Here is an 11,726-nt window from a genome sequence, read left to right on the forward strand (position 1 = left end):
CTCCATTCGACAAGACACCCTCAAGCGAACACCGTATCGCGGTGTATGACGGTGACGCGATGGCCGGCTTCGCGCAAGACCCTGCCGACACGTTCGGCCATGAAGACCGAGCGATGGCGGCCCCCGGTACACCCGAATGCGATGGTCAAATAGGATTTTCCCTCGCGCCGGTAGAGTGGCACCAGAAAGCCGACGAGTCCCGCGACTCTTTCGTCGAACTCGGGAAAGGCCGGGTCGGCCATGATATGGGCGCCCACTTCGGGATCGCGCCCGGTGCCGGGCCGGAGCGCCAGCACCCAGTGCGGATTGGCCAGGAAACGCACATCGAAGACAAGATCGGCTTCGCGCGGCAGGCCCCTCTTGAACGAGAAGGACATCACCGTGACCGAGAGCCCGGCGTGTTCGTCGAGCGGGTAGAGGCCGGCGATCAGCCGCTTCAGGTCGTTGATCGAAAGCAGCGTGGTGTCGATCACCTCGTCCGCATCCTCGCGCACGTCCTTCATCAAGCGCTGTTCGAGGTCGATGCCATCCTGCACCTGGCGGTCGAGCGCCATCGGGTGGCGCCGCCGCGTCTCGGTATAGCGCTGGGTCAGCACCGCCTCGGAACAGTCGAGGAAGAGGACCTGGAGATTCAGGTCGCGGCGGGTACGGAATTCATGCACCTGGGCCAGGAACTGCTCGGTCGAGAAACCGCGGCTCCGGCTGTCGACGTCGATCGCGACACCTTCGGCCGAATGTTTGGCATCGGGCGCCAACACGCTGGGCAGCAGGCCGAGGGGCAGATTGTCGATCGTCTCGTAGCCGAGATCCTCGAGCGCCTTCATGGCCGAAGACTTGCCGGCGCCGGAAAGCCCCGTGACCAGCACGACCGGCAGGCGGCCGTCGGGCGGTACGCCCTCGGCTGGCGGCATCAGGCCTTTGGCGAAATCGTTCATCGCATCACCTCGCGGAGGCCGCCGGCGGCATCCAGGGCCAGGGCGACCTTGAGGGGCGCCGAAGCCTCGAAGGGGTTAACCGCGAAGCGTGACAGGCGCAAGTCGCCGATCGATTCCGTTGCCGGCGGCGGCATCCGCTCGACCTCGCCGGGTCCGGCCAAGTCGACCACCAGGTGCAGCGGTGCCGAATCGGCCGATTCGAAGCGGAGGATGCCGAGGCCGCGCACTTCGAGCAGGCCGCGCAGTGCCGCTGGCGCCCGGGCGACGGCCCGGCCATCCTCGACCGCGACCGAAACCTGGTCGTCGGCCACCAGCAGGGCGCCGCGGTCGATCAGGCGGAGCGCCAGGTCCGATTTGCCCGCACCCGAGGGGCCGCGCAACAGCACGCCCCGGCCGCCGAGGGCGACACAGGTGGCATGGAACAGCAGGGGAGACTCGACGGACATGGGCGGCACGTTGCGCCGCGGCCCCGGCGCCGTCAATCGACCACCGGGGCCGGTGGTCGGGTGCCGCGCCGCTTCGCCTCGGTCGTGACGGGCAGGCGCACGGTGAACAGCGCGCCGGCCACGCTGCCGTCCGGATGGCGGCGGTTCGAGGCTTCGATGGTACCGTCATGGGCTTCGACGATCTGCCGTGCGATGGCGAGGCCGAGGCCGGAATGGCTGCCGACCTGCTCGTTCGGTCGCTCGGTATAGAAGCGGTCGAAGATCCGACCCAGCGCTTCCTCCGGAATGCCCGGGCCTTCGTCGCCCACGGTCGCCACCAGGGTCTCGCCCTGGCGCGACAGGCCGACATGCACCCTGGCCTCGTCGCCCGGCGGCGAGAAGGAGATCGCATTGTCGATCAGGTTGCGGAAGACGCGGCCGAGCCGCTCGCCCGAGCCGAAGACGGCGAGATTCCGCGCCTCGGCCGTGATTGCCAGGACGAAGCCCGGCCAATTCTCGTGGTCGAGGTCGGCATAGGTGTCGACCAGGCCGGTCAGCAGCAGGTCGATCTGGATCTTCTGCCGTTCGTCGCGCGCCATTTCGGCGTCGAGCCTGGAAGCGTCGGAAATTTCCGAGATCAGCTTGTCCAGCCGGCGGACGTCGATTTCGATGATCTCGGCCAGGCGCTGGCGGGCGGACGGGTCCTTGGTCCGCGCCCAGGCCTCCACGGCACTGCGGATCGAGGAGAGCGGGTTTTTCAGCTCGTGGGCGACATCGGCGGCGAAGGCTTCGATGGCGTCGATCCGGCCATAGAGGGCGTCGGTCATGTCATGGAGCGAGATCGAGAGGTCGCCGATCTCGTCGCGCCGCCGGCTGAAGTCGGGAATCGGGATGCGCTGGCCGCGGCCGGCCTTCACCTGTTCGGCCGCCTCGGCCAGACGGTGCACCGGCTGGGCGATGGTGCGGGCCAGGAAGAAAGACATCAGCACGGTGACGGCCAGGGCGACGCCGAAGACTTCGAGGATGGCGAGCCGTTCGGCCCGGATCGCCTGGTCGATGTCATGGGCCTCGACCGAGAGGACGAGGGCGCCGAGCACCTTCCGGAAGCGCGTCACCGGGATCGCCACCGAGATGTGCGGCGTGCCGTCCGCCGTCATGCGCTCGATCGCGCCGGTGCTGCCGGCCAGCGCCGCCATGGCTTCCGGATAGTCGCGCGCCTGCTGCAGCGGAAAGTCGTGATAGACCGGCAGGTGGCGCGCGGCGGGCAGCAGCGGCTCGATCAGGTCGTAGAGGAATTCGATGAAGCCCGGACCCTCGTCCGGCGGCGGCAGTTCGACCCGGCTGACCTGGGCGTCCATGCGCAGGTCGTTGGTATCGGCGACCAGGCGGCCGTCGTTGTTGAACAGGCGGGCGCGGGTCTGGGTCGGGTCGGTCAGGCGGCGCAGCAGGGCGCGCGCCGGCTCCATGTCGAGATCGGTCGCCTCGGGCCCCGAGGAGGCCGCGAGGCCCAGGGCACCGGCGATGATCTCGCCCTGGGTCAGCAGGGCTTCGGCGCGCTGGGTGACCAGGCTGGCCCGGAACTGGTCGAGATAGAGCACGCCGCCGACCAGGACGCCGAGCGCCACCACATTGACCGCCAGGATGCGCCGGGTCAGCGACGAGAAGGGACCGCGGCCGCGCGGCCGCAAGTCGCGCCTGAGGGAGCGGTGGGGGGACAAGGGCCTCAGGTCTCGTCGAACTTGTAGCCGATGCCGTAGAGCGTCTCGATCGAGGCGAAATCGGCATCGACCGACTTGAACTTCTTGCGCAGGCGCTTGATGTGGCTGTCGATCGTGCGGTCGTCGACATAGACCTGATCGTCATAGGCCGCGTCCATCAGCTGGTCGCGGCTCTTCACATGGCCGGGGCGTTGGGCCAACGCCTGGAGGATCAGGAATTCGGTCACCGTCAGGGTGACCGGCTGGCCGTCCCAGGTGCAGGCGTGGCGCAAGGGATCGAGGGTCAGGCGGCCGCGCACCATCAGGGGCTCCGGCTTGGCGTCGCCGCCCTCGGCCACGGCATCGGCCCGGCGCAGCAGCGACTTGATCCGCTCGATCAGCAGGCGCTGCGAGAAGGGCTTGCGGATATAGTCGTCCGCGCCCATGCGCAGGCCCAGGACCTCGTCCAGCTCGTCGTCCTTCGACGTGAGGAAGATGACCGGCAGGCTGGAAGCCTGGCGCAGGCGGCGCAGCACCTCCATCCCGTCCATGCGCGGCATCTTGATGTCGAGCACGGCGAGATCGGGCGGCGAACGGCCGAAGGCGGCCAGCGCCGCGGCCCCGTCCGTGAAGGTCTCGACCGCGAAGCCCTCGGCTTCGAGACCGATCGAGACCGAGGTCAGGATGTTGCGGTCGTCGTCGACCAGGGCGATCTTGGGAATATGTTTCGACATTGTCCTCGGCCTGTGAGCGCCCCCCGACGTGCGGCCGGCGCCACGCTTATTCTCCTGGACCCTGATTTTGGCAAGGTTGGGGCGCCGCCGCCAGTTTGCAAGCCGGCACGGCTACGGCAGGCGTCATGCCGCATGGTGGACCGGCGGCCGTGCATGTCTATGATCGAGGCCACAGCCGGACCCGAACGATGACCGAACCAAGCCAGACTCCCGCCACGCTCGCCCGCCACCTGGTCCGCCGTGCCGCCACGGCGGCGCTGGCCGTGCGCCTGCCGCCGGACGGGCATCCTTATGCCTCGCTGGTCCTGACCGCGCTCGACCATGCCGGGCGGCCGCTCCTCTTCATTTCGCGCCTCGCCGAACACACCAAGGCGCTGGAGGCCGATCCGGCCGCGGCGCTCCTGTTCGACGACACGGCGGGGCTGGAGGCCCGGCTGACCGGGGCCCGGGCCACCCTGGTCGGCCGCGCGGCCAAGGTCGACGATGCGGCCCTGAAGGACCGTTTCGTTGCGCGCCACCCGGAAGCGGCGATGTACCGCGACTTTCCCGATTTCGCCGTCTGGCGTCTCGAGGTCGAGCGGGTCCATCTGGTTGCCGGCTTCGGGCGGATTCATTGGATCGACGGCGCCGACTTCCTCTTCCCGGCCGACGAGGCGGCGGAACTGGCGGCGGCCGAACCGGGTATCGTCGCGCATATGAATGCCGACCATGCCGATGCCGTCGCCCTCTATGCGACCGTGCTGGCCGGGCGGCCGGCGGATGCTTGGCGCATGGTGGCGATCGATCCCGACGGCATCGACCTGATGGCCGGTCCCGCGACCCGATGCCGCATCGCCTTCCCCGCGCCGGTGCGAAATGCAACCGAAGCGAGAGCATCTCTCGTCGATCTCGTCCGTGTAGCGCGCCAGGCCGCGACATAAAGTGAATTGTAGCCATTTGAGGCCAACTGACTGGTTGCGGGCCCTGCATGACAAAATTATTTTGCGCCGGTCGCGCAACCCATATGGGCTGCGAGTGTTTCTACGTCGTCTTCTGATAACCCGCAGCGGGATCGTCATCCCGCGCCGACATCCGCGGAGAAGTACATTGCGCCAGATTGGCACCCATATTTCGCGCCACGGCCTCGAACTCCAGGGCATTCGCAACGTTGCGGCTTCCTACTGGAACCTCGAAGCTCCGGCCCTCTATGAAGAGGCCATCCGCCGCGGGGAAGGCGTGGTCGCCCAGGGCGGCCCGCTGGTCGTGAAGACCGGTCAGCACACCGGCCGTTCGGCTACCGACAAGTTCACCGTGAAGGACGCCGAGACCGAATCCACCGTGTGGTGGGGCAAGTCGAACCAGCCGATCACGCCCGAGAAGGCGGCCGGCCTGCGTGCCAAGGTGAAAGCCTATCTGCAGAACCGCGATGTCTTCGTGCAGGACCTCCACGGCGGCGCCGATGCGGCGAACCGCGTCAAGGTCCGCGTGATCACCGAATTCGCCTGGCATTCGCTGTTCATCCGCAACCTGCTGGTCCGTCCGGCGCGTGAGGAACTGGCCGATTTCGTGCCCGACTTCACCATCATCGACGTGCCGAACCTGCTGGCCGACCCGGCGGCGGACGGTACCAAGACCGAGACCTTCATCGTCGTCGACTTCGCCGAGAAGACGATCGTGATCGGCGGCACCTCTTATGCCGGCGAGATCAAGAAGTCGGTCTTCACGATCCTGAACTACCTGCTGCCGACCAAGGCGGTGATGCCGATGCATTGCTCGATCAACGTCGGCAAGGCGGGCGATTCGGCGGTCTTCTTCGGCCTTTCGGGCACCGGCAAGACCACCCTTTCGGCCGATCCCGAGCGCGAACTGATCGGTGACGACGAGCACGGCTGGTCGGAAGACGGCGTGTTCAACTTCGAAGGCGGCTGCTACGCCAAGATGATCCGCCTCTCGGCCACCGCCGAGCCGGAAATCTACTCGACCACCCGGCGCTTCGGCACCGTGCTCGAGAATGTGGTGCTCGACCCCGACACCCGCGTGCTCGACCTCGACGACGCCACCCTGGCCGAGAATTCGCGCGGCGCCTATCCGCTCGACTTCATCGCCAATGCCTCGGCCACCGGCGTCGCCGGCCATCCGAAGAACATCATCATGCTGACGGCCGATGCCTTCGGCGTGCTGCCGCCGATCTCGCGCCTGTCGCCGGAAGAGGCGATGTACCACTTCCTGTCGGGCTATACCGCCAAGGTCGCCGGTACCGAGAAGGGCCTGGGCAAGGAGCCGCAGGCGACTTTCTCGACCTGCTTCGGCGCCCCCTTCATGCCGCGTCACCCGACGGTTTACGGCAACATCCTGAAGGACAAGATCGCCAACCACGGCGTCTCCTGCTGGCTCGTCAACACCGGCTGGACCGGCGGCGTGTTCGGCGTCGGCCACCGCATGCCGATCGCGGTCACCCGCGCCCTTCTGCGCGCCGCCCTCGACGGTTCGCTGAACAAGGCGCAGTTCCGCAAGGATGCGAACTTCGGCTTCGAAGTTCCGGTCGCGGTTCCCGGCGTGCAGAACGAGATCCTGGACCCGCGTCAGACCTGGGCCGACAAGGCCGCCTATGACGCCCAGGCCAAGCACTTGGTGAAGCTGTTCATCGACAACTTCGCCCAGTTCGAAGACCACGTCGACGAAGCGGTCCGCAAGGCTGCCCCCAAGGCCGCCTGAGCGATCGTCACAACGCTTCCGATCAGGGCCGCGGCATGCCGCGGCCCTTTTTGATTCTCGTCGCGCGGCCGTCCGGCCGGAAGAAGCGTTAACGTTGCCGGGATAGGATCGCGGGGATCGCCCCGCCGACGAAAGGCCGTCGCTTGACCATGCTGGACAGACAACAGTCGCTCGACCGCAGCCTCGTCCGGATCGCCTGGGTGATGCTGCCGGTCACCGTCATGCTGGCGGCGCTCGACCAATGGCCCTATCTGACCGAGCGGTTCAGCCGCGGGCAGGTGGTCGGCCGCGATGCCTATGCCTTCTGGGCGGCGGCACGCCTCGCGCTCGAGGGGCGGCTGAGCGAAATCTACGACCATGCCGCATTCCAACAGGCGGTGGCGGCGATGCTCGGCCCCGGGACGGGGCTCCACGTCTTTCCCTATCCGCCGCCGGCCCTGGCACTGCTGCTGCCGTTCGGGGCGATGCCCTATCCGCTGGCACTCGCCCTGTGGTCGCTGGCGGGGCCGCTCGCCTTTGTTGCCGCGGTGGCGGCGCCCGATTTTCGCCGCCTGCCGGTCATGCTCGCGCTGGCCGCGCCGCTGACCCTCGCCAATGTCGTGCTCGGCCAGAACGGTCTTTTCGGCGCGGCGCTGACGATCGGCGGGCTGCGCCTCGCCCTGCATCGGCCGGTGGTGGCGGGCGGTCTCGTCGGCCTTCTCGTGTTCAAGCCGATGCTCGGGCTGTTCCTGCCGCTCGCCCTGCTGTTCGACCGGCGATGGACGGCTTTCCTAACAGCCGGGGCGACGGTGATCGGCCTCTGTCTCTTGTCCCTCGCCCTCTTCGGGGAGGGGCTCTGGCTCGCCTATCTGCATGACGGTGTGCCCTTCCAGCGCGACCTGCTCGAACACGGCACCGGCATCGCCCAGGCGATGAAGCTGACCGGCTTCATGGCGGCGCGCACGCTCGGCTATGGCGTCGAGGCCAGCTACGCGGTGCAGGGTGTCTTCAGCCTGGCGGCGGCCGTCCTGGTCGCGGTCGGGCTGTGGCGCCGCCGGGGCGGTCGGGGCTTCGACGGGCGGGACGTCCTGATCCTCGCCCTCGGCACCGCCGCCGCCCTGCCCTACCTGCATTTCTACGATCTCGCCACGATCGCGGGCGGGCAGATCCTGCTGGCGACGCGCAGGGACGGGGGCCGGCCTGCGCCTGCCGGCGCCCGGCTGCAAGTCCTCCTCTGGGCCTTGCCGCTCGCCGGCATGATCCTCAATGTGAATGGGATACCGGTGGCGGCGCCGCTTCTTCTGCTGGCGCTCGGATCTCTCGCATTGCACCGGCCGCCGGCGGCATGACGGCCTCGACCTCGAAGCGCGGTCGCCGCTTGGTCTCGAGGTAGATCCGCCCGACATATTCCCCGACGATGCCGAGGGCGAACAACTGGGCACCGCCCAGGAAGCTGACGACGATCAGCAAGGAGGCCCAGCCCGGCGCCGACGCCGCGCCGATCAGGCTCGCCCCTAGTGCCCACAGGCCGACCAGCCCGGCGAGCAGGGCGACGGCGAAGCCGGTCAGCGTGATGACGCGGAGCGGCGCCAGCGAGAACGACGTGATCCCGGTCAGCGCGAAGGAGACCATGCGCAGGAAGGGATATTTGCTCTCCCCCGCCTGGCGCAGGCCGCGGGCGTAAGTGACGGTCGCGGTGCGGAAGCCCAGCATGGGCACCAGCGCGCGCAGGAACAGGTTCACCTCGGTATAGCGGTCGAGGGCGGCGATGGCCCGCCGGCTCATCAGGCGGAAGTCGGCGTGGTTGAAGACGAGGCGGACGCCCAGCCACTGCATCAGGCGGTAGAAGAGCTCGGCGCTCACGCGCTTGAAGCGGCTGTCCTCGTGGCGGTCGTCGCGGACGCCGTAGACGATTTCGGCACCTTCGCGATAGGCGGCGATCATGCGCTCGATCGCACTGGTGTCGTCCTGCAGGTCGGCGTCGATCGAGACGGTGATTTCCGTCGTGCTCGCCTTCAGCCCGGCCAGGAGGGCGTTCTGGTGCCCGCAATTGCGCGACAGCTTCAGCCCGCCGCAGCGGGGATGGCGCCGCCCCAGGCGTTCGATCGCCGCCCAGGTCTCGTCGCCCGAGCCATCGTCGACGAAGAGGATTCCGCTGTCCGGCGCGATCACGCCCCGGCCGGACAGATCGTCCAGCAGGGCGCAGAGACGGGCCGCGGTATCGTCGATCACCGCCACTTCGTTGTAGCAGGGGACGATCACGGTCAAGGCTGGTGAATCACGGTCGGTCGCCATGGGATCGGTCCCTGGAAGTGGCGGCGGGAGCGCCGGCAAAGACGAGATGGTAGCTGCCGAGGAAGCCGGCGAGGACATAGGCGGCAACCCCGGCGAGCTGGGCCAGGGACGGTAATTCCGGCGCCACCGACAGCAAGCTGCCGAGCACGGCGAGATTGGCGCCATAGGCCGCCGCCTGCACGGCGACGAATTTCGCCGGACTCCCCCGTCGCCCGCCGAAGGTGAAATGGCGGTTGGCGACGAAGCTGGCCGGGATGCACAGGCCATAGCCGAGCGCATTGGCGACCACGGGCGAGGCGCCGAGGGCCATGAACAGGAAGATCAGCCCGAGGCCGAGCAGCGTATTGCCCGCGCCGACCAGGCCATAGCGCAGGAAGCGGGCCGAGAGCGCTCTCATGCGGTCGCCACGATCGAAAATTGCGCCCCGAGCGGCAGCCACCCGAGCCGCTTCTCCAGCGGGCGCAGGGCTGCGAGCAGGCGTGGAAAGAAGACATGGTAGCGGATCTGCGGTGCCCGCCAGCCGGCGTCCCGGACGCGCCCGGCCAGGGTACCGGCCCGTTGCAGGCGGGCATTCGCATCGAAGGGGCAGGTATTGACGGCGTGCCGGGTCAAGGGGTTGAGCGGATTGTGCTCGAACAGCACGAGCAGGCCGCCCGCCCGCGTCACGCGGCGCAACTCCGACAGCCACCTGCCGTGTTCGCCGGGCGCGATATGGTGGAAGACACAGGCGGTGAAGGCGAGGTCGACGGTGCCGTCGGCGAGCGGAAGGGCGTCGCCCGCGATCCGCAGGAATTCGGCGTGGGCGCCCGGAAAGCGGCCTTCCGCGATCTCGAGCGAGCGGGTCGAGACATCGGCGCAGCAGATCCGCGCTTCGCCGAACGCCTGGCGCAGGAAGGGCAGCGAATTGCCGATCCCGCTGCCGAAATCGAGGACGGTTTGCGGGGCGAGTCCCGCCTCGTCGCAGAAGCGCTCGGCTTCGCTGACCTTGTAGGCGTGAAAATACTCCGGGGCCTCGCCGCTGATGGCGATATTGGCCCTGTGGTCTTTCAGGTAGGCGTCGGCGTAGCGGTCGAATTCGCTGGGGTCCAAGGCGTTGCTCCTGCGGCGGCTCGGCCACCGTCGTCGCGAGGATAGCAGCCAATCCCTAAGAACGCCTTCGTGGCGGAATTGTGCCGAGATCGGGCATCGCCGCCCCATGGGCGCCACGCAAGGCCCATGGCGGGGCCGCAATCGGGGTCGAGGCTGACCCGGTTTCCAATTTGGGGGGAACCCACGATGCCCGTCTCTACCCTCGTCCGCCCGCCGGGTGCCGCAAGGCGCCGCTTGGCCCGCTCGCTGCCCTTGGTGGTCGCCGCCGGCCTGGCCGCCTGCAACCTCGAACAATCCGAAACCCAGAGCGACGCGGCACCCGCGAAGCCGCAGGCCGACGCGACGGCGCCGGCCGCGCCGCTGATCGAAAGCATGCCCCGGGCCGAGGCGCCCGCCCGCACCGCGGTCGCCGGCGGCATTGCCGGCATGGCGCCGCCGCCGATGCCGCAGCCGACCGACGACCGCTTCACCGATGCCGAACAGAACCCGGTGAAGCTGGTCGCCGAGGAACCGGTCTCGACCTTTTCGGCCGATGTCGACACCGCCTCCTACGCCGTGGTCCGGCGCTTCCTGCGCGAGGGCCGCCTGCCGCCGGCCGGTGCCGTTCGGGTCGAGGAGATGATCAACTATTTCCCCTATGCGCTCGAAGGGCCGCGTGATCCCGGGCGTCCCTTCAGCACGCGGATCGGTGTCATGCCGACGCCGTGGAACGCCGACAGCCGGCTGATGACGGTGACGATCAAGGCGATGGATCTCGACCAGGGGGGCCGGCCGCCGCTCAATCTCGTGCTGCTGGTCGATGTCTCCGGTTCCATGCAGGGGCGCGACCGCCTGCCCCTGCTGAAAAGCGCCTTCGCGGATTTCGCCAGGGACCTCAAGCCCGAGGACCGGATTTCGATCGTCGCCTATGCCGGCGGCGTCGATGTCGTGCTGCCGCCGACCAAGGGCTCGGACCAGAGCCATATCCAGGCCGCGATCGAGGGGCTCCAGGCCGGCGGTTCGACCAATGGCGCCGGCGGGCTCGACCGCGCCTATCGCCTGGCGCGGGAGAATTTCGCCGAACATGCCGTCAACCGCATCATCCTCGCGACCGACGGCGACTTCAACATCGGCCAGAGCAACCCGAAGGCACTCGAAGGCTATATCGCGGAACAGCGGAAATCGGGTGTCTATCTCTCGATCCTGGGCGTCGGGCTCGACAATCTGAACGACAACCTGATGCAGAAGCTGGCCCAGGCCGGCAACGGCAACGCCGCCTATGTCGATACCGCCGTCGAGGGACGCAAGGTGTTGCACGACGAGGCCGCCTCGACCCTGGTGCCGGTCGCCGACGACGTGAAGTTCCAGGTCGAATTCAATCCGGCCAAGATCGCCGAATACCGCCTGATCGGCTATGAGACGCGCGGCCTGCGCCGCCAGGACTTCAACGACGACAAGGTCGATGCCGGCGACGTCGGCTCGGGCCAGACGGTCACCGCGATCTACGAGGTGACGCCGGTCGGCGCCAAGCCCTCGGTCGATCCGCTCCGCTATGGCAGCCCGGTGCCGGAACTGGACGACCGTGCCGGTGGCTCCCACGGCGACGAAATCGCCTTCCTGCGCATCCGCTACAAGCTGCCGGGCGAGAGCCGGAGCCGGCTGATCGAACGCCCGGTAACCACCGCCGATGCGGTCGCCGACCTGAAGGACGCCACGGCCGACCAGCGCTTCGCCGTCGCCGTCGCCGCCTATGGCCAGAAGCTGGCCGGTGTCGGCTTCGTCGCCGGCCTGTCCTGGCCGGCGATCGCCGAACTCGCCCAGGGCGCCCGCGGCGAGGACGCGGAAGGTTACCGGGCGGAATTCGTCCAGCTCGTGCGTGCGGCCGACGCTCTCGATTGA

At 68.4% G+C, this 11,726-nt stretch carries 11 protein-coding genes; 4 read left to right on the forward strand and 7 right to left on the reverse strand.

All coding sequences use genetic code 11. The annotated features are described in order from the left end of the window. Nucleotides 1–20: 20 nt before the first annotated feature. Genes rapZ through WC493_RS09795 form a run of 4 tightly spaced genes read right to left on the reverse strand, consistent with a single transcriptional unit; the run spans nt 21 to nt 3,791 of the window. A complete protein-coding gene (rapZ, locus tag WC493_RS09780; RefSeq protein WP_373065041.1) occupies nt 21–935 on the reverse strand; it encodes an RNase adapter RapZ in 915 nt (304 codons plus the stop codon). Beyond that, complete coding sequence (locus tag WC493_RS09785; protein WP_373065043.1) at nt 932–1,381, reverse strand: HPr kinase/phosphorylase; 450 nt, start codon at nt 1,379–1,381, stop codon at nt 932–934. Before WC493_RS09785 ends, rapZ begins: the two co-directional genes overlap by 4 nt. A gap of 32 nt (nt 1,382–1,413) precedes the next feature. After that, a complete protein-coding gene (locus WC493_RS09790) occupies nt 1,414–3,078 on the reverse strand; it encodes a stimulus-sensing domain-containing protein (RefSeq protein WP_373065045.1) in 1,665 nt (554 codons plus the stop codon). 5 nt (nt 3,079–3,083) lie between these two features. Then, a complete protein-coding gene (locus WC493_RS09795; protein ID WP_373065047.1) occupies nt 3,084–3,791 on the reverse strand; it encodes a response regulator in 708 nt (235 codons plus the stop codon). A 188-nt stretch (nt 3,792–3,979) separates the two neighbouring features. Between WC493_RS09795 and WC493_RS09800 the strand changes: the two genes are divergently transcribed. The 3 genes from WC493_RS09800 to WC493_RS09810 all read left to right on the forward strand — a co-directional run bounded on the left by WC493_RS09800 (nt 3,980) and on the right by WC493_RS09810 (nt 7,813). Next, complete coding sequence (locus WC493_RS09800) at nt 3,980–4,711, forward strand: HugZ family protein (RefSeq protein WP_373065049.1); 732 nt, start codon at nt 3,980–3,982, stop codon at nt 4,709–4,711. Nucleotides 4,712–4,877: 166 nt separating this feature from the next. Beyond that, nucleotides 4,878–6,485, forward strand: a complete 1,608-nt coding sequence (locus WC493_RS09805) for a phosphoenolpyruvate carboxykinase (RefSeq protein ID WP_373065051.1) — start codon at nt 4,878–4,880, stop codon at nt 6,483–6,485. 149 nt (nt 6,486–6,634) lie between these two features. Beyond that, nucleotides 6,635–7,813 (forward strand): glycosyltransferase family 87 protein, encoded by a 1,179-nt coding sequence (locus WC493_RS09810; RefSeq protein ID WP_373065053.1) that lies wholly within the window; start codon nt 6,635–6,637, stop codon nt 7,811–7,813. Here WC493_RS09810 and WC493_RS09815 read toward each other — a convergent pair. The 3 genes from WC493_RS09815 to WC493_RS09825 are packed head-to-tail and all read right to left on the reverse strand — an operon-like array spanning nt 7,728 to nt 9,848. After that, nucleotides 7,728–8,759, reverse strand: a complete 1,032-nt coding sequence (locus WC493_RS09815; protein ID WP_373065055.1) for a glycosyltransferase family 2 protein — start codon at nt 8,757–8,759, stop codon at nt 7,728–7,730. The two genes, WC493_RS09810 and WC493_RS09815, sit on opposite strands and share 86 nt — an antisense overlap. Further along, entirely contained in the window at nt 8,743–9,156 is a 414-nt protein-coding gene (locus WC493_RS09820; protein WP_373065057.1) for a GtrA family protein, read from the reverse strand. Before WC493_RS09820 ends, WC493_RS09815 begins: the two co-directional genes overlap by 17 nt. Further along, entirely contained in the window at nt 9,153–9,848 is a 696-nt protein-coding gene (locus WC493_RS09825) for a class I SAM-dependent methyltransferase (protein WP_373065059.1), read from the reverse strand. Before WC493_RS09825 ends, WC493_RS09820 begins: the two co-directional genes overlap by 4 nt. 186 nt (nt 9,849–10,034) lie before the next feature. On the opposite strand from WC493_RS09825, the gene WC493_RS09830 reads away from it, so the two are divergent. Beyond that, nucleotides 10,035–11,726 (forward strand): von Willebrand factor type A domain-containing protein, encoded by a 1,692-nt coding sequence (locus tag WC493_RS09830; protein ID WP_373065061.1) that lies wholly within the window; start codon nt 10,035–10,037, stop codon nt 11,724–11,726.

Source organism: Zavarzinia sp. (genome assembly GCF_041650655.1).
Taxonomy (GTDB): domain Bacteria; phylum Pseudomonadota; class Alphaproteobacteria; order Zavarziniales; family Zavarziniaceae; genus Zavarzinia.